Annotated in this window: 20 protein-coding genes and 1 pseudogene; 10 read left to right on the forward strand and 11 right to left on the reverse strand. The window is 65.0% G+C overall.

All coding sequences use genetic code 11. From position 1 onward, the window contains the following. Window positions 1–25 precede the first annotated feature (25 nt). From C6A82_RS05430 to C6A82_RS05450, 5 genes are all read left to right on the forward strand, one after another. The gene (locus C6A82_RS05430; RefSeq protein WP_105343559.1) at window positions 26–1,780 is read left to right on the forward strand and encodes a thiamine pyrophosphate-binding protein; all 1,755 of its coding nucleotides are present in this window, start codon (window positions 26–28) and stop codon (window positions 1,778–1,780) included. Continuing rightward, window positions 1,761–2,432 carry an SRPBCC family protein gene (locus C6A82_RS05435; protein WP_105343561.1) on the forward strand — a complete coding sequence of 224 codons (672 nt, stop codon included), beginning with the start codon at window positions 1,761–1,763 and terminating at the stop codon, window positions 2,430–2,432. Before C6A82_RS05430 ends, C6A82_RS05435 begins: the two co-directional genes overlap by 20 nt. A gap of 61 nt (window positions 2,433–2,493) precedes the next feature. Beyond that, complete coding sequence (locus tag C6A82_RS05440; RefSeq protein ID WP_105343563.1) at window positions 2,494–3,504, forward strand: 3-oxoacyl-ACP synthase III family protein; 1,011 nt, start codon at window positions 2,494–2,496, stop codon at window positions 3,502–3,504. Then, complete coding sequence (locus C6A82_RS05445; protein ID WP_105343566.1) at window positions 3,504–4,541, forward strand: histidinol-phosphate transaminase; 1,038 nt, start codon at window positions 3,504–3,506, stop codon at window positions 4,539–4,541. Before C6A82_RS05440 ends, C6A82_RS05445 begins: the two co-directional genes overlap by 1 nt. 40 nt (window positions 4,542–4,581) lie before the next feature. Further along, window positions 4,582–5,097, forward strand: coding sequence for a MarR family transcriptional regulator (locus C6A82_RS05450; protein WP_105343564.1), 516 nt, complete (start codon window positions 4,582–4,584; stop codon window positions 5,095–5,097). A gap of 5 nt (window positions 5,098–5,102) precedes the next feature. On the opposite strand, the gene C6A82_RS05455 is transcribed toward C6A82_RS05450, so the two are convergent. The 3 genes from C6A82_RS05455 to C6A82_RS05465 form a co-directional block, all read right to left on the reverse strand. Beyond that, window positions 5,103–5,828, reverse strand: coding sequence for a hemerythrin domain-containing protein (locus C6A82_RS05455; protein ID WP_311101699.1), 726 nt, complete (start codon window positions 5,826–5,828; stop codon window positions 5,103–5,105). A gap of 61 nt (window positions 5,829–5,889) precedes the next feature. Beyond that, entirely contained in the window at window positions 5,890–7,122 is a 1,233-nt protein-coding gene (locus C6A82_RS05460) for a GAF domain-containing sensor histidine kinase (protein WP_105348505.1), read from the reverse strand. Continuing rightward, window positions 7,119–7,796, reverse strand: coding sequence for a response regulator transcription factor (locus C6A82_RS05465; RefSeq protein WP_105348503.1), 678 nt, complete (start codon window positions 7,794–7,796; stop codon window positions 7,119–7,121). Before C6A82_RS05465 ends, C6A82_RS05460 begins: the two co-directional genes overlap by 4 nt. 105 nt (window positions 7,797–7,901) lie before the next feature. On the opposite strand from C6A82_RS05465, the gene C6A82_RS05470 reads away from it, so the two are divergent. Genes C6A82_RS05470 through C6A82_RS05480 form a run of 3 tightly spaced genes read left to right on the forward strand, consistent with a single transcriptional unit; the run spans window position 7,902 to window position 9,356 of the window. Further along, window positions 7,902–8,711: an HAD family hydrolase gene (locus C6A82_RS05470; RefSeq protein WP_105348502.1), complete on the forward strand. Its 810-nt coding sequence runs from the start codon at window positions 7,902–7,904 to the stop codon at window positions 8,709–8,711. Between the two features lie 8 nt (window positions 8,712–8,719). Continuing rightward, window positions 8,720–9,166 (forward strand): hypothetical protein, encoded by a 447-nt coding sequence (locus C6A82_RS05475; RefSeq protein WP_105348500.1) that lies wholly within the window; start codon window positions 8,720–8,722, stop codon window positions 9,164–9,166. Next, window positions 9,126–9,356, forward strand: a complete 231-nt coding sequence (locus C6A82_RS05480) for a hypothetical protein (RefSeq protein ID WP_142406044.1) — start codon at window positions 9,126–9,128, stop codon at window positions 9,354–9,356. The genes C6A82_RS05475 and C6A82_RS05480 overlap by 41 nt, the downstream gene beginning before the upstream one ends. A 74-nt stretch (window positions 9,357–9,430) precedes the next feature. On the opposite strand, the gene mmsB is transcribed toward C6A82_RS05480, so the two are convergent. Genes mmsB through C6A82_RS05495 form a run of 3 tightly spaced genes read right to left on the reverse strand, consistent with a single transcriptional unit; the run spans window position 9,431 to window position 13,014 of the window. Beyond that, the gene (gene mmsB, locus C6A82_RS05485; RefSeq protein ID WP_105348496.1) at window positions 9,431–10,303 is read right to left on the reverse strand and encodes a 3-hydroxyisobutyrate dehydrogenase; all 873 of its coding nucleotides are present in this window, start codon (window positions 10,301–10,303) and stop codon (window positions 9,431–9,433) included. An 18-nt stretch (window positions 10,304–10,321) separates the two neighbouring features. Then, window positions 10,322–11,485, reverse strand: coding sequence for an acyl-CoA dehydrogenase family protein (locus C6A82_RS05490; RefSeq protein ID WP_105348495.1), 1,164 nt, complete (start codon window positions 11,483–11,485; stop codon window positions 10,322–10,324). 8 nt (window positions 11,486–11,493) lie between these two features. Continuing rightward, window positions 11,494–13,014, reverse strand: a complete 1,521-nt coding sequence (locus tag C6A82_RS05495) for a CoA-acylating methylmalonate-semialdehyde dehydrogenase (RefSeq protein WP_105348513.1) — start codon at window positions 13,012–13,014, stop codon at window positions 11,494–11,496. Window positions 13,015–13,221: 207 nt separating this feature from the next. Here C6A82_RS05495 and C6A82_RS05500 point away from each other — a divergent pair, with 207 nt between their 5' ends. Continuing rightward, on the forward strand, window positions 13,222–14,466 hold the full coding sequence (locus tag C6A82_RS05500; protein WP_105348493.1) for a hypothetical protein: 1,245 nt from the start codon (window positions 13,222–13,224) through the stop codon (window positions 14,464–14,466). Window positions 14,467–14,521: 55 nt separating this feature from the next. Here the strand turns inward: C6A82_RS05500 and C6A82_RS26920 are convergent, their stop codons facing one another. The 5 genes and pseudogenes from C6A82_RS26920 to C6A82_RS05520 all read right to left on the reverse strand — a co-directional run bounded on the left by C6A82_RS26920 (window position 14,522) and on the right by C6A82_RS05520 (window position 21,055). After that, complete coding sequence (locus C6A82_RS26920) at window positions 14,522–16,171, reverse strand: AMP-binding protein (protein ID WP_233217139.1); 1,650 nt, start codon at window positions 16,169–16,171, stop codon at window positions 14,522–14,524. Beyond that, window positions 16,151–17,692 (reverse strand): annotated as a pseudogene (locus C6A82_RS26925) (long-chain-fatty-acid--CoA ligase); the annotation flags it as partial. The pseudogene C6A82_RS26925 and the gene C6A82_RS26920, both read right to left, overlap by 21 nt. 15 nt (window positions 17,693–17,707) lie before the next feature. After that, entirely contained in the window at window positions 17,708–18,799 is a 1,092-nt protein-coding gene (locus tag C6A82_RS05510; RefSeq protein ID WP_105348490.1) for an acyl-CoA dehydrogenase family protein, read from the reverse strand. Window position 18,800: 1 nt separating this feature from the next. Beyond that, window positions 18,801–20,060: an acyl-CoA dehydrogenase gene (locus tag C6A82_RS05515; protein WP_105348488.1), complete on the reverse strand. Its 1,260-nt coding sequence runs from the start codon at window positions 20,058–20,060 to the stop codon at window positions 18,801–18,803. Window positions 20,061–20,080: 20 nt separating this feature from the next. Next, a complete protein-coding gene (locus tag C6A82_RS05520) occupies window positions 20,081–21,055 on the reverse strand; it encodes an enoyl-CoA hydratase (RefSeq protein WP_105348487.1) in 975 nt (324 codons plus the stop codon). A 250-nt stretch (window positions 21,056–21,305) separates the two neighbouring features. On the opposite strand from C6A82_RS05520, the gene C6A82_RS05525 reads away from it, so the two are divergent. Continuing rightward, window positions 21,306–22,415 carry an LLM class flavin-dependent oxidoreductase gene (locus C6A82_RS05525; protein ID WP_105348485.1) on the forward strand — a complete coding sequence of 370 codons (1,110 nt, stop codon included), beginning with the start codon at window positions 21,306–21,308 and terminating at the stop codon, window positions 22,413–22,415.

Genomic DNA, 22,415 nt, shown 5'->3' on the forward strand with positions numbered 1-22,415 from the left:
TGCAGGTGCGAAAGCAGGTGAATGAATGGCCAGAACAGATCGGGTCGTTGACCATATCGTCGGCTATCTGGCGGCGACTGGAGTGGAGTACATCTTCGGCGTCGACGGCGCCAACATCGAAGATCTGTATGACGCCGCGCACTTTCACGACGGTGTGACCCCGATCCTGGCCAAGCACGAATTCTCCGCGGCCACCATGGCCGACGGCTACAGCCGCAGCGGTGCGGGCCTTGGCGTCGTCGTCGCAACGTCCGGCGGCGGCTGCCTGAATACCGTTGCCGGACTTGGTGAGGCACTGGCCAGTCGCGTGCCGGTGCTGGCGTTGATCGGCCAGCCACCGATGACCCTCGACGGCCGTGGCGCCTTCCAGGACACCAGCGGCCGAAACGGCGCCCTCGACGGTGAGGCGCTGTTCTCAGCCGTGTCGGTGTTCTGCCGGCGGGTCACCGCCCCCGAGGACATCGCCAGCGTTCTGCCCGAAGCCATTGTGGCCGCCAAGCGTGGTGGACCGGCAGTGCTGCTGCTGCCGAAAGACATTCAGCAGTCCACCCTCGACTTCGCCGGCTCGGTCAACGGAAGAACCAATGGGCTGCCGATCGCCACCCATCTCGGCGACCCGCAAGTCGTCGCGCGGGCGCTACGGAATGCCGACGGGCCGATCACGATCATCGCGGGCGAGCAAGTGGCGCGCGACGATGCGCGCGCCGAACTCGCGGTGCTGCGATCGATGCTGCGCGCGCGAGTCGCAACCGTCCCCGACGCCAAAGACGTCGCGGGCACACCGGGCCTCGGATCGTCGTCAGCTCTCGGAGTGACCGGCGTGATGGGTCATCCCGGCGTCGCATCGGCGATCTCCGACAGCGCGATCTGCCTGCTGGTGGGCACCCGGCTGAACGTGACCGCACGGGCCGGTTTGGATGAGGCGTTGACATCGGTGCCGACCTACTCGATCGGAGCCGCGGCGCCGTTCGTGCCGTCCACGCACATCCATACCGAAGACCTGCGCGGATCCCTGAAGTTACTGGCTCAGGCGCTGAACAGCGACTGCAGGCCAACAGGTGTCCGCGTGCCGGACAGCGTGGCGAAAAGCGAGCTGGCGCCGCCGCAGCACGACGGGCCAGGCGTGCGCTACCGGCGGGCGATGGCCGTGCTGGACGCGGGCCTGCCCGACGGGGTCGACATCGTGGTCGACGCGGGCAACATCGGCGCGGCGGCGATCCACTACCTACCCGTTCGCAGGGACGGCCGATTCATCGTCGCGCTGGGCATGGGCGGCATGGGTTACAGCTTCGGCGCCTCGCTGGGCATTGCGTTCGGGCGTGCGATGAGCGCTCGCGCGAAGAGCCAAGGGGCCAGTCGCCGCACCGTGGTGCTCGCCGGTGACGGGTCGTTCTACATGCACGGCATGGAGATTCACACCGCTGTGCAGTACGGGCTTCCGGTGACCTTCCTGCTGTTCGACAACCACGCGCACGCGATGTGCGTGACTCGCGAGCAACTGTTCTATGACGACGCGTACAGCTACAACCGGTTCGGTCCGAGCCGCCTCGGAGCGGGGCTGGCGACGATGTTCCCCGGGCTGTCGTCCGTCGACGTCGACACGATCGATGAGCTGCCCGCCGCATTGCAGACCGCCCTCGAGGTCGACGGACCGTCCGTCATCGCCGTCGAGTGTTCGGCAGACGAAATTCCCCCATTTGCAGCCTTTCTCGACAAGGCAGCCGTGAAGAATCCCGTAATCGCAGAGGAGAGCAGTACCCATGTCGTTGCCCGCGCTTGATGACATCACCGCCCACCGTGGCACAGCAGAGCCACTCGACGGGGTCCTTCGCGTCGAGACGGCTCCGAGGGAGAAGGCCACCCCGATCATCATGAACATGATGCGGTCGGTCTACCCCCACGACGAGGTGTTCGGAACCTACTGCACCGTCAACGATTACGTGGACTGTCCGCCTGACGAGCTGTTCGACTACATGGCCGACACCCGGTGTCTGGAGGAGTGGACGTACAGCCTGCGCGGATTCGCCCCGACGGAGGAACCGGGGCTGTGGGTCGCATACGACAAGCTCGGCGGCGACAAGGGTAGCCCGATCTTCACGCGCACGGTGGCCAACAAGGAGTCCCGCACAGTCGATTACCACTGCGCGTGGGACCAGGGCAAGCACCTGTGGATGATCTACCTGATGCGCATCGTCGACGCGCAGGTGGTGTTCGACAAGCCGGGTTCGGTTGTGCTCTGGACGAACTGCCACCACCCCTTCTATGACAAGAACCCCTACCCGGAAACCGCACCGCCGCAACGTCCGGTGTGGGTCGGCGACTTCTGGGACATGTTCGGGCCCGGTCACCTGCTGGAGCTGAAGAACCTGAAGGCAATCGCAGAATACCGACACCGCAATGGCCTGCCGGTCACGCCGGCCTGGATGAAGTGAGGACCGACCGATGACTGCAGCGCACACGTGGGCCCACACCCGAAGGGTAGGGGAGAGCGAAATGGCTGTCAGCCTGCTCGATATCTCGACCTACCTGCCGGGGGAGCCGGTCAGCGCCGACTACTACGCCGGCCATGCCGGGACCGATGAACTCCGCGAGAACGTGATGTTCCGCGCGCCGAAGTTCCGCCACCACGTGGCCGAGGACGAGACGGCCATCGACATGGTGGAGCGCGCCGCGGCGGGGGTCATCGAACGTCACGGCCGCGACGTCATCGAGAACGTCGACATCCTGATCACCCACGTTCAGCTGCCGGACATGCCGTTCTACGGCAGCGGCGGCGGAATGGCGGACCGGCTTGGAATGAAGCCGAACTGGGTTCTCGATCTGCACAACGGAGGTTGCGCGGCATTCGTCCTCGGCATGAACGTCGCTCGGTCGCTGATCGAGTCGGGCCAGGGTGAGACTGCGCTGATCGCCGTCGCGCAGAATGCGGCGGGCACCATCTTCGACCAGAAGTCCATCCGGTCCAAGGCGCAGGCGTCCGTACCCGGTGACGGGGCCGCGGTCGGCCTGCTCGCCAAGTCGGACAAGTCGCCGATCCTCGATATCGAATGCCGTACCTACGGTGAGTTCGCCGGTGACATGACCATCGCCGTCGACCCGGCGCGCAAGTGGTGGGAAGCGGGTCCGGGGGAAGGTTGCATCGGTTTCACCGAAAGCAAGATCACCAAGGTGCTCGCACGCGGCAACCGCCAGGTCCCTGAGGTCTCTTACGCGGTCTGCGACCGAATCGGGATCAAGCCGAAGGATATCGACCTGCTGGTGACCAACCAGCCCAACCGGGCGTTCCTGCGCAACTGGCGCGACGCGCTTGAACTGCCCAAATCGAGACACATCGATACTTTTGAACAGTGCGGCAACCTGTTCGCGGCAGGCATCCCGATCAACTTCGAGCGGGCCATCTCCGACGGCCAACTGAAGAAGGGCGACGTGGCGCTGATGGCGGCGTTCGCGCACGCCGGCGACTTCGCGGGCGCCGCTGCGATCAGATGGGGCGGACGGGACTGATGAGCACCCCGAGGGAGGACCTCACGGAGGCCGTCTCGGCGCTGCCGAGCGCGGTGAACCCGTTGGCGCTGTCGCTCAACGAGAATCCGTTCCCGCCCCTGCCCGGAGTGCGGTCGGCGCTGACCGAATCGGTTGATGTGGCCAACCGCTATCCGGAGTTCCTGCCCGAGAAGCTGCGTGCGCTGATCGCGGCACACGTCGGGGTCAGTGAAGGCCAGGTCGTCATCGGTGCCGGCGCGACCGGGGTGATCATGCAGGTGCTGAGTGCGGTGACCAGCCCGGGCGACCGGATGGTGATGACGTCGCCGACCTTCGACGGCTATCCGATCTTCGCGCAGATGGCCCGGCTGGCGTCGGTCACCGTGGCGCTGGACGAGCACGGCCACCACGACCTGGATGCCATGGCCGAGGCGGCGCAGCACGCGCGCGTCGTCGTCGTCTGTCGTCCGCACAATCCGACCGGCACCATCGAACCGGCCGCCGACATCGAACTGTTCCTGCAGCGGGTGCCGTCGGACACCGTGGTCCTGCTCGATGAGGCGTACGTCGAGTTTCTCGCGCCTGAGCATCGCCTCGATGCCCTTTCGCTGGTCGAGCGGTTTCCCAATGTTGTGGTGCTGCGAACCTTTTCAAAGGCGTACGGGCTGGCCGGACTGCGCATCGGATACGGCTTCTGCGCGCCTGATCTGGCGAGGCGGCTGTGGACCATGCAGTTGCCCTTCGGGGTCGGCATCACCGCGCTGGTCGCGGTCGCGGCGTCCTACGATGCAGAAAGTCAACTGCAGCAACGCATTCGAATGATCGCCTCAGAGCGGCGCTATCTTCGGATGCGACTGCATGCGATGGGTGTGTACAGCACCGACGGCCACGCCAACTTCGTGTATCTACCCGCCAACAGCAGGCCGTGGCGCCAGTTCTTCGAGAACACCGGCCTGCAGATCCGTAACTACGCAGACGGCGGCGTGCGGATCACAGTGGGCAGTCGGCAGTCCACCAGAGCGGTGCTCAGCGCCTTGGCGCCGTTCACGACGCACTGAGAATCCGCCTTTCCGCGTACGGGCTGCGGTATGAAGAGGTGTGGCCTCAGAAGCGTCTGCGGACCCGCAGAGGCGTGACCCCATCGAACTGGCGCGCGACAACTGGGAGCGTGCGGGGTGGGGCGGCGTCGCGAACGGGATGGTCGCGGTCACGTCGGTGATGCGGGCCCACCAGATTCTGCTGGCCCGCGTGGAGAACGCGTTGCGTCCGTATGACCTGAGCTTCGCGCGCTACGAGTTGCTCCGACTGCTGGCGTTCAGCCGCAACGGCGCGCTGCCGATCACCAAGGCGTCCGACCGACTGCAGGTCCACGTCACCAGCGTCACCCACGCGATCCGTCGGCTGGAGGCCAACGGGTTGGTGAAGCGGCTACCGCACCCCACCGACGGCCGCACCACGCTGGTGCAGATCACCGACCTCGGGCGCTCGACCGTCGAGGACGCGACCGTCACGCTCAACAAGGATGTCTTCGCCGACATCGGCATCACCGATGACGAGTCGCGGGCGCTGGCGGCATCGATCGAGACATTGCGCCGCAATGCGGGCGACTTCTGAAGCGATCAGACTGTTCGTGTCGTGCGTGGCGAGTGTGTGCTCGGATTCTCGCCACGTGTGAGTGGAGGGACATGCTCGATCGCACCGGCGACACGCGCGAGGCCGGCGCTCACCGTTCGGCTTGCGCGTTGAGGCATACCCGTCATCCCGCGTTGCCTACGGTCGAGGAAATCACGGCTGCGGTCAAGAAGAGTCAGCGGCGCCGCAGCGGCAACATTTCCCGGGGGCCGACGGGCAACGACAGGGTGAGGTCGCGTGGGAGCAGTCCGCCGGACGGCCTCCCAAGCCCAACCCAGCATCACCAACGTGCGCTGCGACACCGCATCCTGAAGCATCGGCAGCAGCCGGTCCTCCTCGTCGCGCACGTCCTCGCGCATCAACGTCACGATCCGGTGCCACAGCTCGTCGCCGCGGGTGCTGTCGGTATCGGCTTCCTCCAACTCGGTGAACAGTTCGTTGATCTCCTGGTGTTCGCGCTCGATGGTCAGCGTCAACTCCGCGCCTTCGGGAACCCAGCGCCGGATCGCCGGCCACAGCACCGATTCCTCGGCGAATGCGTGCGGGAAAACCAGCCTGCACAACTGCGTGAGGTTCTCTCGGCGAGCCGACCCACGGGACGAGTCGACAATCTCGATCAGCTGGTTCAACTGGATGTGGTCGCGTTTCTGGCGCGTCAGAACGCTGTTCGGGCCCCCGAGCTGTCCGACGTCCTGCTTGGCAAGTGATGGCATGGTGTTCCCTCCTGCGCCATGCAATGCCCACGGTGTGCCGTGTTAAACTCCGCCGGTTCATTTAATCGGGCACGCCGGGCAGCGGGATCGTCGCGGTCACCGCGGTGCCCACGCCGGGACGCGAGCGGATGTTCAGCCGTCCGCCGACGATCTCGGCGCGTTCGGCCATCGACAGCAGGCCGTAGCCGCCCATCTCGTCGCCGCCGAGCGGATGCTCGAACGTGTCGAAACCGACGCCGTCATCCACGATTTCGAGCCGCGCGGTGTCTCCGTCGTCGACGGCGAACGTCAACCTGGCCGTCGAAGCGCCCGCATGTTTGACGACGTTCTGCAGGCACTCCTGCGCGATGCGGTAGAGCGCGAGCTCGATGTGATCGGGCAGCCGCGTCTCGGTGAGCTCGACCTTGACGTCGATCTGCCCGATGGAGCGGGCCAGGCTGGCCAGCCCGCCCGCCAGACCCAGATCATCGAGCACCGGCGGCCGCAGGCCGCTGATGGCTGCGCGCGCCTCCTGCAGTGTCAGGTCGACCAGTTCCCGTGCCATGCCCAGCTGTTCGGCCATCGCCGCGTGATCGGTTTCCGCTGCGCGTGTCGCCGCGTCGAGGCGGTACGACAACGTGATCAACCGCTGCGATATGCCATCGTGGATGTCGCCTGCCAGCCGCCGCCGTTCGAGCTCTTGGGCTTCGATGACCTGCTCGACGAAGTTCTCGTGTGCGCGTTCGCGAACCACGAGCTGGCGGTGCAGCCGCGCCTGATGCATGGCGCCTGCGATCAGCTGTCCGATCACCAACAGCAATTCAACGTCGCGCGGCGTGAATTCTCTGCGGTCGACGGTGTGCACGTTGAGCACTCCGACCAAACCGCCGGGATCGGTCTCCATCGGCACCGACACCATCGACGTGAAGTCGGATCCGCGTAGCGACTGAAACGGCAGATATCGCGGATCGGACTCCTTGTCGTGGGTGATGACGACGGGCTCGCGGTTACTGGCCACCCAACCCGATACGCCGGATCCCAACGGGAGGCGGATCTTTCCGATCTCCTGGTCGAACGGCGGTGTCGCGCCCGCCAGTGTCAACGAGCGGTCACTGTCGTCGAGCACATGGACGAAGCAGACGTCGGTCGCGGTGGCCGCGGTGATCATCCTGGCTGCCGCGGCGGCGAGGGGCTCGACGCCGGGGCCGCTCGACGCAGCCTGGATCAGCTCGCGCAGCAGCGCGAGCTCACGATCGGCGTCGACGAGATCGCGTACGGCGTGGGGGCGCAGCGGACCTCCACCGACGGGGCTCATTGGAAGATCCCTTCGCGTAGCGCGGTCGCGACGGCACCGGTGCGATCGCTGACACCCAGCTTGCGGTAGATCGATCGCAGATGCGTTTTCACCGTCTCGTCGCCGATCACCAGCTTGCCGGCGATGCCGCGGTTGGACAGGCCGTTGACGACGCAGGAGAGGATTTCGCTTTCCCGCTGGGTGAGGCCCTGGCGTGCCCCCGGCCAGAACTCGTCGCGCTGCATTCTGGCCGCGGTGTCGGCGGCCCTAGCCGCCATACCCGGATCGATGGCGGTCGCGCCGCCGTGGACGAACTCGAGCTGACGAACGAGTTCGTCGCTGCTGATGCTTTTCAGCAGGTAGCCCGACGCGCCGACGCGCAGCGCCTGGAAGAGGTATTGCTCGTCGTCGTAGACCGACAGCATGACGACTTTGCGATCCGACCGGCGCGCGCGAAGCGTTTGGCACAGGTCGAGGCCACTGGACCCCTGCATGCGGACATCGGAGAGCACGATGTCGGGGTCGAGGTCGTCGACCACGCTCAGCGCCCGCTCGGCACCGATGGCCTGCCCCACCACCGCCACCCGGTCGGTGAAGGCAGCGAGCATCGCCTTGAGACCCTCGATGACCATCTCGTGGTCGTCCACGAGGACGATTCGCACTGGTCCGGAGGCGAGCGGGCTGTCGGACGCCATGGCAACACCTTAGGTGTGGCTTCGGCTGCGGTCCCGCAACTTGGCCTGCCCAATCCCCCGAATGGGGGAGGCCGGAAACATGTGCTCTGGGCCACTCTTGTCGACGTGCCTATGACACAGGAGAAGACGTGGCGTGCCGGTCGGTTCTGGTGGGACTGCAATTCACCGGTTGGCACCGAGGTAACCCAGCTCCGCGCATTGGTCTTCGACCTCGACGCGCTTGCCGACGTCGAATGCGACGGCCACCGGCTGGCCTATAACGCCGCCTTCGCCGAGCACGGGCTGAACTTCCAATGGTCCGTTGCGAGGTATCGGCAGCTGTTGGCGCTGACCGACGAGCGGCAGCGAATCTCGGCCGAGCTGCGCAAGCGCAGCGTCTCCACCGAGTCCGATGTGCTGACAAAGCTGCTTGCCGACGACATCTACACGACCAAGTCGATGATGCTCGACGAGATGATTCTCGACGCGGATCTGACTCCGCGGCCTGGACTTGTCGACCTCGTTGTGGAGGCGTTCACCGCCGGAGTGGTTGTGGCTGTCGTCGCTGGTGGCCAGCGCAGCTGGGTGGAGCCGCTGGTGCGGCAGCTGGTCGGCGACGGTGTCGTCGAGACCGTCGTGACCGCCGACGACGTCAAGAAGCAGATGCCCGATTGCGAGGCGTTCCGAACCGCGCTGTGGGAACTCGGAGTTCCCGCGGAGAACGCGCTGGCGATCACGGGTTCGGCTGCCGGGCTGCGGGCCGCGACCGCGTCCGGTCTGGCGTCGGTGGTCATCACCGGTGACGGCGCACCGGAGATCCCCGCCGCGTTGGCGGTGCGGCCTGACTACGCCGGTAGCGAGCCGGTTCGGATCGCGGATTGCCAGCGGCTGCATCGTCGCTGGTTCGTTGACCATAAGCAGGCTGACGCCGCCTAGGTCTCACTTTGCCGATCAGTGCGGCAACGCTGACCAAGGCGTATGCGAACGGCGGCGGAGGTGCGATCGGCGATTGCAGCTTCACCGACTTCGGTGCGGCCTTCATTCGCGATGAGGCTTACGACGTCGACGACTACGGGCCCGACTTCGTCGGCCTGGTGTTCGGCAGGAAAGCCGTGACGACGCCGCCATCAGGACCCGGTGCGCCGGGCGGGCAAGGCGAGCAGAAGACGGCGCCGCCGGTGAAATGCGGGCCGAACGACGAGCAAGCCGAGGTTCCAGCCGGCCAGCAGTGCACGCCGAAGGCTGCAGTGCATGCCCGCCCGGCGGACCGCAGCAGTCTGTTCCGGCCGGTCAGAAGTGCCCGCCGCCTACGAACGCCGTCAGGGTGTCCTTCGATCGCGGCTTCGGATCGTGGACCGAAACGTGAAGAACAACGCGGGCATTGGCGGTAGCTGCACCTATACGGCGACCAGCCAAAACGGCCTGCCGGGGGTTGACAGGGCCTTCGACATCGCGCCCAACGGGACGGAGTCCTTCTCGGTGCTGGCTCCGGTTGGCAAGTATGACGTCCTGACCAAGTGCACGGGGACCTATGACGGTGCCCAGGTCGAGTTCGGGCGCGACGCGCAGACGGTGCCCTGATCGACTGATTCGACGAAACGAACGCCACGGTCCGGCTTGCTCGGACCGTGGCTTCGTTATGAGTGAGTGAAAACTCAGGTGCCGCGCAGCAGTTCGATCACCGCGCTGAAGTCCTTGTCGGCGTGATCGGCGTTGTACTTGGCGTAGATCTCGGCGGCGTGGGTTCCCAGCGGCGCCGACGAGCCGGTCGAGTTCACCGCGTCCATCGCCAGGCCGAGGTCCTTGTTCATCAGTGCGGTCGCAAAACCCGGCTTGAAGTCGTTGTTGGCAGGCGACGTCGGAACCGGTCCAGGCACAGGGCAGTTCGTGTGCACCGCCCAGCAGTTGCTGGTCGCGCCGGTGATCACGTCGAACAGCGACTGCGCCGACAGTCCGAGCTTCTCGGCCAGCACGAAGGCTTCGCCGATGGCGATCTGCTGCACCGCGAGCACCATGTTGTTGCACAGCTTGGCGCTCTGGCCGTTACCCGAGCCGCCGCAGTGAATGATCTTGCCGGCCAACGGCTCCAAGACCGGTCGGGCCCGCTCGACGGCCTCGTCCTCGCCACCGACCATGAACGCCAGCGTTCCTGCCGTCGCGCCTTTCACCCCGCCTGAAACGGGGGCGTCGAGTTGCGCGAAGCCGCGGTCGGTGGCCTGCTTGTGGATCTCGCGCGCATCGTCGACCGAGATGGTCGAGGTGTCGATGAACAGCGCGCCTGCCTTGGCGGCGGGCAACACCTCGTTGTAGCAGGACTTGACGATCGCGCCGCTGGGCAGCGAGGTGATGACGACGTCGGCGTCGGCCACCGCCGCCGCTCCAGTGTCGAAGACCTTGGCGCCCTTGTCTTCTGTTGCCGCCTTCAACGCGGGAACCGGGTCGAATGCGTTGACGGTCTGGCCGGCCGCGACGAGGTTTGCGGCCATCGGCCCGCCCATGTTGCCCAGTCCAAGGAACGCAATGTTCATGCCTCTGCCTCGACCTTTCTAAGACGCGCGGACACGGGCGGCTTCGGCCCGACCGATGACCACACGCATGATTTCGTTGGTTCCCTCGAGGATTCGATGTACCCGCAGGTCGCGGACGATCTTCTCGAGACCGTACTCATTCAGATACCCGTAACCGCCGTGCAATTGCAGTGCCTGATCGGCGACGTCGAAGCAGGTGTCGGTGACGTACCGCTTCGCCATCGCGCACAACTCGACCTTGTCGGGATGGTCGGCGTCGAGCGCGGTTGCGGCCCGCCACAGGAGCGTTCGCGACGTCTCCAGGGCGGTGGCCATGTCGGCGAGCTTGAACCGGATGGTCGGCTCGTCGAGCAGCGCTCCGCCGAACGCCTGCCGGTCGGCCAGGTAGCCGACCGCCTTGTCGAACGCGGCCTGGGCCCCGCCGAGTGAACACGCCGCGATGTTGATCCGGCCGCCGTTGAGCCCGTTCATCGCGATGGAGAAGCCGGTGCCCTCACCGTCGGCACCGCCGAGCATCGATTCGGCGGGTACGCGCGCGCCTTCGAAGATGACCTGTGCGGTGGGCTGAGCGTTCCAACCCATCTTCTCCTCGTCGGCACCGAAGCTGAGGCCGGGAGTGCCTTTTTCGACGATGAAAGCCGAGATGCCGCGAGGGCCTTCACCTCCGGTGCGGGCCATGACGATGTAGACGTCGGAAGTGCCCGCTCCCGAGATGAACTGCTTCACACCGTCGAGTACGTAGAAATCGCCGTCTCGAACGGCCTTCGTGCGTAGCGCACTGGCGTCGGATCCCGCACCGGGTTCGGTGAGGCAGTAACTCGCGATGGCCTCCATCGACGCGAGTTTGGGCACCCAGGACTTGCGTTGTTCGTGCGTGCCGTACGTGTCGACCATCCACGCGCACATGTTGTGGATGGACAGGAACGCGGCGACCGTGGGATCGGCGGCGGCCAACTGCTCGAAGATGCGCACGGCATCGATGCGGCGCAGGCCGCTGCCGCCGGCGTCTTCCCCGCAGTAGATCGCCGCCATCCCCAGCTCGGCAGCCTCACGCAGTTCGTCGACTGGAAAGTGGTGTGTCTTGTCCCACTCCAGCGCATTTGGGGCAAGACGCTTTTCGGCGAACGCCGCCGCCGTCTCGGCGATGACGCGTTCGTCGTCGTCCAGGCCGAAGAACTGCATGTAGCTCTCTACTTCATCGTGGGGATGACGAACTCGGCACCATCCTTGATGCCCGACGGCCACCGCTCGGTGATCGTCTTGACCTTGGTGTAGAAGATGACCGACGCGGGCCCGTGCTGGTTGAGGTCGCCGAAGCCGGACCGCTTCCAGCCGCCGAACGTGTGGTAGGCGACCGGCACCGGGATCGGCACGTTGACGCCGACCATGCCGACCTGCACCCGGGACACGAAGTCACGCGCGGCATCGCCGTCGCGGGTGAAGATCGCGACGCCGTTGCCGTATTCATGCTCGGTGGGCAGTCGGAGAGCCTCTTCGTAGTCGTGGGCGCGCACGATGCACAGCACAGGCCCGAAGATCTCATCGGTGTAGATCGACATGTCGGTGGTGACGTGGTCGAACAGCGTGGGTCCGATGAAGTAACCCTTCGACAGGTCGGCCTCGTCGAAAGTCAGCTCGTCGCTGGCGCGTTCGCGCCCGTCGACGACCGCTTCGGCACCGGCCTCGATGCCTTGGGCGATGTAGTCCTTCACTCGCTTGAGCGCGGCTTCGGTGACCAGCGGGCCGTAATCGGCCTTGGGGTCGAGGCTGTGGCCGACGCGCAGCTGATTGACGCGTTCGACGAGCCTGGCGCGCAACCGATTTGCGGTTTCCTCGCCGACCGGTACCGCGACGCTGATCGCCATGCAGCGCTCACCGGCGCTGCCGTAGCCGGCGCCGATGAGGGCGTCGACGGCCTGGTCCAGATCGGCGTCGGGCATCACGATCATGTGGTTCTTGGCGCCACCGAAGCACTGTGAGCGCTTGCCGTTGGCCGCCGCGGTCGAGTAGATGTAATGCGCGATATCGGAGCTCCCGACGAAGCCGACGGCCTGGATATCGGGGTGGTTGAGGATGGCGTCGACGGCTTCCTTGTCGCCGTGCACGACCTGGAACACTCCCGGAGGCAGGCCGGCTTCGAGGAACAGTTCGGCCAGCCGCACCGGCACGGACGGGTCGCGCTCCGACGGCTTGAGGATGAAGGCGTTGCCGCACGCCAGCGCCGGGCCTGCCTTCCACAGCGGGATCATCGCGGGGAAGTTGAAGGGGGTGATGCCCGCGACGACCCCGAGCGGTTGCCGGATCGAATAGACGTCGATGCCGGAGCCGGCGCCCTCGGTGAACTCACCCTTCAACAGATGTGGGATGCCGATCGCGAACTCGATGACCTCGATGCCTCGCTGGATGTCGCCCTTGGAGTCGGCGACCGTCTTGCCGTGCTCGAGCGAGAGCAGTTCGGCCAGTTCCTCGACGTTGGCGTTGACCAGATCGATGAACTTCATCATCACGCGGGCCCGGCGCTGCGGGTTCCACGCGGCCCATTCCCTCTGGGCTTCGACGGCCTTGGCCACTGCAGCGTCGACGTCGGCGGCGGAGGCCATCATGACCTCGGCCTGCACTTCGCCGGTGCTCGGGTTCATCACGTCGGCGGTTCGGGTCGACGACAGGTTGCTGCGCTGTCCGTCGATGAAATGTGGAATCTGTGTGGTCATGACCATGCCCCTTGCTGGAAGATACTTGGACATCCTAGTAATGGTCCGGCGGCGCTGGCAAGACGCCTGATGACGCTTCAGCGGCGCCGGACCACCCAACCCAATACTGCCGCTGACTGACGGCCTCGACAATTAACTTCTGACGCAATCAGGGTCAAACGACGGTTCAGTTATCAATATGAATGTCTGTTCCGTACGGTGGCGGCTATGGGCGTTACCAGTGCGTATTTGACCGCCGTCGTCGCAGGTGCCATGACGGCCGGAATCGGGGCGGCGAATGTCTTGGCGGTACCGCCCGATGTGGCCGAACCGGCGCAGTCGACGGCGAGAGACGTCGACCTGTCTGCTTACTTCCTCATCCCGATCATCGATTTCGATGAGACGGTCGGCCCGCTGAGACTAGTCCGGGAAATCGCTATCGAGGCAGGTACCAACCCGCTACTGCTCGGCATCATTCAGCAGGGCGGCAACTCCTACAACCTGCCCGGGCTGAACACGCTGGTGAACTCGACGTCGCATCCCCGCGTGCAGGCAGAGCAGGGACCCGACTACCTCGACTTCGCGTTCCTCTCCGACCGGACAGAATCCGCCGGGTGGAGTCTCCTCGGTGACGTCGTAACAAGCGAGGCCGAGGTCAACGGCTCCAGAAACGTCCACTTCAGGCCGCTGCTCGGTGGCGCAGAAGGCATCGGTGCCCGCCTGTACGGCACTCTCGATGAAACTGCCACCGGCGAACCGATCACTCGTTCTTTGTCGGTGCTGGGCAGCGGCTTCGAAACCGAGTCCAACAGACGAACCGGTGTGTTCGACGGTGCGCTCTCCGTCATACCGTTCAACGGATTCAAGGCCGTCGGCGACGGAACCTTGGTCGAAGGCGACAACACGACGACGGCCAACCTGGGATCGCTTCAGTTCGGCGCCGGCAGCAGCGGGGCTCTAGGCGGCAACGCCGGCCTCTGCCTGGGCTCAGCGAAGGGGACTAACGGCTGTGGGACTGACACAGCTTTCGCGGGTCTCAACGCGCCAATCAACTTGGGACTGGGCACGGGCGGTTCATCGACGAATCTCTTCAGTGTCAATTTTCCCGAGAACAACCTGGCGGTCGCCCTTGGTAGCGGTAGCTTCTCCGTGGAGGGCCAACTCGGCGGCACCGTTTCGGTCGGCGGCCTCGAGTTCGGACGACCGATCGACATCGATTTCCAGATTCCGCGTGCATCTTCGCTGATGTCCTCGACCAGCAGCAGTCAGCAGCAGAATGTGCGGAATTCGTTCGTGGCCGTCCCAGGAAAGACCGGCTCCGACAACGGTACCTCTTCCACGGGTCGGCATGCCGCCCGTGATGTGGTGAACTCGACTGTCGCGGGCGTAAGGACCGCAGTGAAGACCGCAGTGTCGAACGTAACGCAGTCGAAGCCCCGGCACGCCAAGCCGGACGCCGGAACTGAGGACTGACATACGGCTGCCTCGACAACCCATCGCCGTTGGCACTCGAGCCGACATCAGATGTTCAGAGTGCGAGTATCCGGACCGTTTCGGCCCGCATGTCGACCTTGCGAACCTTTCCCGTCACCGTCATCGGGAACTCATCGACGATTCGGACGTAGCGCGGGATCTTGAAGTGGGCGAGCTTGCCGAACGAGAACGCGCGCACAGCATCGGCGTCCAGCGGCGGCCTGCCCGACCGCATCTTGATCCATGCACAGATTTCCTCGCCGTACTTGTCGTCGGGCACGCCGATCACCTGCACATCATCTATATCGGGATGAGTGTGCAGAAAATCCTCGATCTCACGTGGGTACACGTTCTCGCCGCCGCGGATGACCATGTCCTTGATGCGCCCGACAATCACGCAATATCCGTCGTCGCGCATGACAGCCAGGTCGCCAGTGTGCATCCAACCGTCGTCGTCGATTGCCTCACGCGTCCGGTCGTCGTCACACCAGTAGCCCAGCATCACGGAGTAACCCCTGGTGCAGAACTCGCCGGGCTCACCGCGTTCGACCGTCCTACCGGTGCCGGGATCGACGATCTTGATCTCGACATGTGGGTGAGCCCGTCCGACCGTCGCGGTCCGCCGCTGCAGGTCGTCGTCGATGAGCGTCTGGCAAGACACCGGTGAGGTCTCGGTCATGCCGTAGGCGATCGCGACCTCGGTCATGTTGAGCTCGTCTATACAGCGCTTCATGACCTCCATCGGGCAGGTCGCGCCTGCCATGATCCCTGTGCGTAACGACGACAGATCGCGATCAGCGAGATCGTGCCGGCCCAACATCGCGACGAACATTGTCGGGACACCGTAAACAGCTGTGCAGCGCTCTTTTTCGATGGCGCGCAGGGTCGCTGCCGGATCGAAACCCGCAGCTGGAATAACCATAGTCGCGCCGTGAGTTGTGCAGCCCAGGTTGCCCATCACCATGCCGAAGCAGTGATAGAACGGCACCGGAATGCACAGCCGCTCGCCGGGACGGAGATTGATGAGCTCGGTGACGAAGAATCCGTTGTTCAAGATGTTGCGGTGCGAGAGCGTGGCCCCCTTGGGCGAACCCGTTGTGCCCGAGGTGTACTGGATGTTGATCGCATCCGACGGTTCGAGTCCTGTCATCCGGGACCGCAACTCGTCGTCTGACACCTGCTCGGAGCGTTGACGCAGCCGTGCCCAGTCGTCTGTGTCCAGGAAGACCACCTCGGTCAGCTCGGGCACCTGGGTGCGCACCTCGTCGACGATCCTGCGGTAATCGAATGTCTTGATACTCGTCGCCGATACCAACATCCGGACCCCGGAATGCCGCAGCACGTAGGCGAGCTCATGGCTCCGGTACGCCGGATTCACCGTCACCAGGATCGCGCCGACCTTCGCCGTCGCGAACTGCAAGACCGTCCACTCCGGGCAGTTCGGCGCCCAGATTCCGACACGATCGGACTTCTTGACACCGCTGGCTATCAAAGCCCTTGCGATGAGATCGATTTCGTCGTTGAGCTCGGTGTAGGTCCAGCGCCGCCCACTAGGAACATCGACCAACGCCATGGCGCCGGGGTGAGCCGCCACCGTGCGCTCGAAGTTGACCCCGATGGTCTCGTCCAGCAGCGGTGTGTCGTCGGGACCCGCCGCGTAGGACCGCGCAGTGCCGTGTTCGTCGCGAAGGCGTGCCTTGAGCACCTTTCCGCCGGCGTTGCGAGGCAAGGCATCGACAAGCGCGAGCCGGCGCGGACGCTTGTAGGGCGCGAGGTGTGCACGACTGTGTGACTCGATCTCGGTTTCCGTCGGTGGATCGGCGGGGTCGTATGGCACCACCACCGCCAGCGGGGTTTCGACCCACTGGGAATCGGGGACGCCGATGACCGCCACCTCGGCGACCTTGGGATGTGCGGCGAGCACGTTCTCCACCTCCGCGCAGTAGATGTTCTCGCCGCCGGAGACGATCATGTCCTTCTTCCGGTCGACCACGTAGATATAGCCCTCTGCGTCCTGCCTGACGAGGTCGCCGGAATGGAACCAGCCACCACGAAAGGCCTCAGCGGTGTCGTCGGGCCTGTTCCAGTATTCCCTCATCACCAACGGACCGAGGTATACGATCTCGCCGACCTCACCCCGCGGAACGTCGTTCATCTCGTCGTCGACGACGCGGATGTCGACGTTGAGCATCGGAGTGCCCACCGAGCCGATCTTTTCGATCGAGTCCTCACCGCGTAGCAGGCAGGTGATGGGACTGCACTCGGTCTGTCCGAACGCGGCGACGATCTCGGCGCCGGGAAAAGAATCGATCATGGTGCGTAACAACGTTGTCGAGGCTGGAGCGGCCCCCCACCAGACACGGCGCAACCGGGTCAGGTCGTGTGCGGCCAGATCCGGCATCGCGCAGATCGCCTGCCATCCCGTCGGCACCATCCAACACGACGTGACCCCCTCGTCGACGATCGTGGTGAGGGTGGCGGCCGGGTCGAAACCGCCCGATCGTGGAATTACGACTTTGCCGCCGGTGAGGAACATCGGCAGCATCCCGGACACACCCGCGGTGTGGAACAGCGGCGCGACCGCCATCCAGCAGTCATCGTCGGCGCGGTGACCGAGGGTGCCGATCGAGCTGAACGCATGTAGATAGAGGTTGCGGTGCGTGATCACCGCGCCCTTGGGAAAACCTGTCGTCCCCGACGTGTACATGATGAACGCGGGTGCGTCGTCGGCGACCCCGATGTCAACAGGGGAGCCATCGGCGTCTTTGATGATCTCGTCCAGGTCCCCGTCGATGGTAATGACGGTGTGGACTGCCGGTGCGCCCGTAAGGGCCTGTGTCACAACGGGTGCCAGCGTTGCGTCGACGATGACCGCGGCCGAACCACTGTCCGCCAGCAGATACGCGATCTCGTCGGCCACGAGCCGGAAGTTGACTGGCACCGCGATGGCGCCCAGTCGCAGCACCGCCAGCCAGGACTCGACGAGCTCGATGCTGTTGAGCCCTAGCACTGCCACCCGATCGCCGCGGCGGACCCCGCGCGCGTCGAGTGCATTCGCCAAGCGGGTCGCGCGGTCGTCGAGCTGCCGAAATGTGCAGCGCCTCCGCGGGTCGACGAAAGCCACCGTGTCGGGCCGGACCCGGGCGTGCCGGGTGAGTACGTCGCTGAGGGTGATGCCCGTAGAAGCTGACGCGGTCGCAGCAACGGGGGCGGCTGGCGTGGACATCGTTCGCTCCTGTGACTAGAGGCCTGCCCGGTCGGCGACAAGCGCCCGGTTTTGTGCGCTGCCGCCGAACAGTGCCGCGGCCGTGTGGGCCCGGCGGAAGTAGAGGTGCAGATCGTGCTCCCAGGTGAAGGCGATCCCGCCGTGGATCTGAATCGCCGAGCCCGCGCACTGCACGAAGGTGTCCGCGGCCTGTGCCTTTGCCATCGGCCCGTTGGTCTTCAGCTCGGGCACGTTGTCGGCACGCATCGCCGCGTACATGACCATCGCGCGGGTGGCGTCGATCTCGATCATCATGTCGGCGCAGGTGTGCTTGACCGCCTGGAACGAGCCGATCGGTCGATCGAACTGATGTCGGCTCTTGGCGTAGTCAACCGCGAGTGCGAGACACGCCTCGGCGCCGCCAAGCATCTCGGCGGCGAGCAGAATCCGGGATACATCGAGCACCCGCTCGAAGTCATCCGCTGTTCCTGCAGTCAATGCCTCGGCGGGCGCCTGTGCAAACGTCAGCTTGGCAACGGGGCGAGTGCTGTCGAATGACGGCAGACTCACCACGGTGACGCCGGGAGCATCGGTCGACACGACGTGCGGAATGACAGCTGCGCCGCTTCGGGCCGGCACGATGACCAGGTCCGCGACGGAACCGTGCAGCACAGGAGAGGACTCCCCGGCCAGGACGCTCTGTCCGCCAACGGTTTCGACCCGGACGGTCGGTGCGGATGCGGCCTCAGGGCAGGCTGCCGCCAGCGACCCGATCCGTTTTCCGCAGAGCAGGTCGGGCAGCAGACGAGATCTTTGTTCCTCGTCTCCCATTCGCAGCACCGCTTCGACCGCCATTGTCGTGCCCAACAGCGGAACGGGGCTGAGCGCGCGGCCGAGCTCCTCCGAGGCGATCGTAGCGACGACGAGGGATTCGCCTGTCCCGCCATAGAGGGTTGCGACGTGCAGGCCAGGCACGTCGAGGTCGCGGCACAGCCGTTGCCACAACGGTGAGTCGTTGCCGCCACAGGCAGCGACTTCGCGTACCCGGGTAGCAGAGGATTGATCAAGGAGGAAGCGGCGCAACGATTCTCGGAATGCGTCGTGCTCGGTGCCGTACTGGAAGTCCATGTCAGCTGTCCGCGCCAGGTAGCGCGAACGCGGCGGTGCGGTCGACCGGGCGGGGTTCCTTCGGAAGCCCGAGCAGTCGTTCGCCGATCACATTGCGCTGAATTTGGGAACTGCCCGCATAGATCGTTGCCGCGCGCGCGTAAAGCAGCTCGTCGACCCAACAGGCGGCAGAGTTCGGAGTGCCTGCCTCGGGCACCATCAGTGCCTCACCGTTGCCCGGACCTTGCGGGCCGAGCACGTCGACCCCGAGTAGTTCGACCGCGAGCTCGGTGTAGCGCCTGAAGTACTCACTCCAGATGACCTTGCCGATCGCGGCGTCGGCGCCCGGCTGCCTCCCGTTCAGTTTTGATGTCAAGGCGCGGTAGCCGCGAAAGCGCATGATCGCAACGCGCGAATGACACCACGCCAGCGCATCGCGGATGCGCGGGTCGGTGTGCGCACCCCGCTCACGCGCGAGTGCGCACAACCGCGCCAGGTCGCGGCCGAAGTCGATGGCCGCAGTGGTGATTTGAGAACCTCGTTCGAACGCCAGCAAGGTCATCGCCGTCGACCACCCGTCGCCTGGCTGCCCGACGATATTGACCGCAGCCGTGCGCGCATCGGTGAAGAAGACCTCGCTGAACGAAGCGTGTCCGGCCGCATTGACGATCGGCCGCACCTCGACGCCTGGTTGCTTCATCGGAACCAACAGAAACGACAGACCCTTGTGTTTGGGCGCGGACGAGTCCGTGCGGGCCAACACGAAGATCCAATTCGCGGTCGGCCCCGCCGACGTCCAGATCTTCTGGCCGTTGATGACCCATTCGTCGCCATCGAGTAGAGCCCTGGTGTGCACGCTCGCCAGGTCCGAACCCGCTTCGGGCTCTGAAAAGCCTTGGCACCAGCGGTCCTCCCCGCTGAGGATGCGGGGAAGGAAGTGTCTCTTCTGTTTTTCGGAACCGAGCACGATCAGGGTGTTGCCGAGCAGCTCTATTCCGAGCAGGTCATTCTCTGCGCCCAGCGGCGCGCCCGCGCGAGCGAATTCCTCGGCCAGAACCACCTGCTCGAGCGCGGACAGCCCCCCACCTCCGTATTGCTTTGGCCAGGACACGGCCACCAGGCCGCAGTCCGCGAGAGTTCGCCGCCACCGCGTTGTGAACGCCACTCGCTCGTCGGCCGGGAGTGCACCGGCGCCGGACCAGCCTTCCGGTAGATGCTCGGCCAGAAACGCGCGGATCCTGTCGCGGAATGCCTCGGCTTCGGGCGGATAGTCGACATCCACTGCAGTTTCGGCCCTTCCGATCAGGGGTGTTCTCTGGACGCGGGCAAGATCTCGGGGGAGAGCCGCCAGTCTTCGAGGCCGTTCTCGACGGTGCCGTACGACAGCGCGCCCCCGGTCACCTCAGCCCAGTGCGCGTGGTTGAGTTGGTGGATCTTGAAGCACGCATCGAGTGCCGTGGAGAAACCCATCGCGTCGACGGTTTGGTTCACCGATTCCTTGATCAGCAGCGCGGTGATCGTCGGCAGCTTGGCAATTCGGCGCGCGAACTCGACGGTGCGATCGAACAGTTCATCGTCGGGAAAGACCTTGCTCACCATGCCTAGGGCGTGGGCTTCGTCGGCGTCAAGGGAATCGCCGGTGAAAAGTAACTCTTTCGCCTTTCGCGGCCCGAATTCCCATGGATGCCCGAAGTACTCGACCCCACACATCCCGAGGCGGGTGCCGACGACGTCGGCGAACACCGTGCCTTTGCCAGCAACGATGAGGTCGCAACACCACGCGAGCATCAGCCCCGCCGATAGGACCATCCCGTGCACTTCGGCGACGGTGACCTTGCGCAGATTGCGCCACCGCCGGGTGTTCTCGAAGAAGTAGTGCCACTCCTGCCTGTTGCGCGACTCCACTCCGCCCAACGTTCCGCCGTTGCATTTATAGGTGGCGTGCTGATCCGGACCCGGAGTGCGTTCGCGCACGTCATCGGTTGAGCCGAGATCGTGTCCCGCGGAGAACGACGGGCCCTCGGCACGGAGTATGACCACCCGGACCGTGTCGTCTGCTTCGGCTAGCTCGAAAGCCGAGCCCAACTCGACAAGCATGCCGCGGTTCTGAGCGTTGCGCTGCTTCGGGCGGTCGAGCGTGATCAGGGCGATACGTCCCTCGTCGATGACGTCGTACCCAAGGAACTCGAAACGCCGAACATGAGGACTCTCTGTCAGGGGTGCTGAAGGCCGCACGGACTGTTGGGTGGCGTTGTCCTCGCACAAATCGCCGGTCATGGCCGCTCCTTCCTGCGCCGCGGACGCGCTGACCTCAGGAGGTTACGTGCCACGGCGACTAAATGTCCATAGCCGATACGGCTCCCTGAAAAGAAACCAGCGCTAAAGAGCGAAGAAAACTGGCACTTGCGCCCGCTGATGTATATTGCTAGTACTGTGTTGTACGTCGCAGTCAGCGATCAGGAAGTGCCTCGCGCTGATTGGTTCCCACGGTTGCGATCGTGTACGGCCATTACAGAGAGGGTTGACGATGGAGATCGGGATATTTCTGATGCCGGCGCATCCGCCGGAGCGGAGTCTGTTCGACGCGACGCAGTGGGATCTCGACATCATCGAGCTGGCCGACCAGCTGGGGTATGTGGAGGCCTGGGTAGGGGAGCACTTCACCGTGCCGTGGGAGCCGATCTGCGCGCCCGACCTGCTCTTGGCCCAAGCGCTGTTGCGTACGAAGTCGATCAAGCTCGCCCCCGGTGCACACCTCCTGCCGTACCACCACCCGGTCGAACTCGCCCATCGCGTGGCCTATTTCGACCACCTCGCCCAGGGCCGATTCATGCTGGGGGTCGGCGCCAGTGGTATCCCGGGCGACTGGGCACTGTTCGACGTGGACGGGCAAAACGGTGAGCACCGCGAGATGACCCGCGAAGCGCTCGAGGTCATGCTTCGCGTCTGGACCGAAGACGGTCCGTGGGAACATCGCGGAAAGTACTGGAACGCCAACGGTATTGCGCCGATGTTCGACGGATTGATGAGGCGGCACATCAAGCCCTTCCAGAAGCCGCACCCACCAATCGGCGTCACCGGGTTCAGTGCGGGCTCCGAAACACTCAAGCTTGCAGGCGAGCGGGGCTACCTGCCGATGAGTCTCGATCTCAACACCGAGTACGTCGCCAGCCACTGGGATGCCGTGCTAGAGGGCGCCGCGCGAAGCGGACGCACGCCCGACAGGCGCGATTGGCGACTGGTGCGTGAGGTCATGGTGGCCGAAACCGACGAGCAGGCATTCCGTTACGCCGTTGACGGCATGATGGGCCGAAACATGCGTGAGTACGTGCTGCCCACGTTCAAGATGTTCGGCATGACGAAGTTCTACAAGCACAATCCCCTCGTCCCCGACGACGACGTCACGCCCGAATATCTTGCCGAGAACACCTTCGTGGTCGGGTCCGTGGAAACGGTGGTGGACAAACTGGAGGCCACCTATGACCAGGTCGGCGGATTCGGCCACCTGCTGGTATTGGGATTCGACTACAGCGAGAACCCCGGCCCGTGGAAGGAGTCCATGCGACTGCTGGCGGAGGAGGTCATGCCGAGGCTCAACGCGCGCATCGCGAATAAGCCCATGGCCGCGATCGTCTAG

This window comes from Mycobacterium sp. ITM-2016-00318 (assembly GCF_002968285.2).
Taxonomy (GTDB): Bacteria; Actinomycetota; Actinomycetes; order Mycobacteriales; family Mycobacteriaceae; genus Mycobacterium.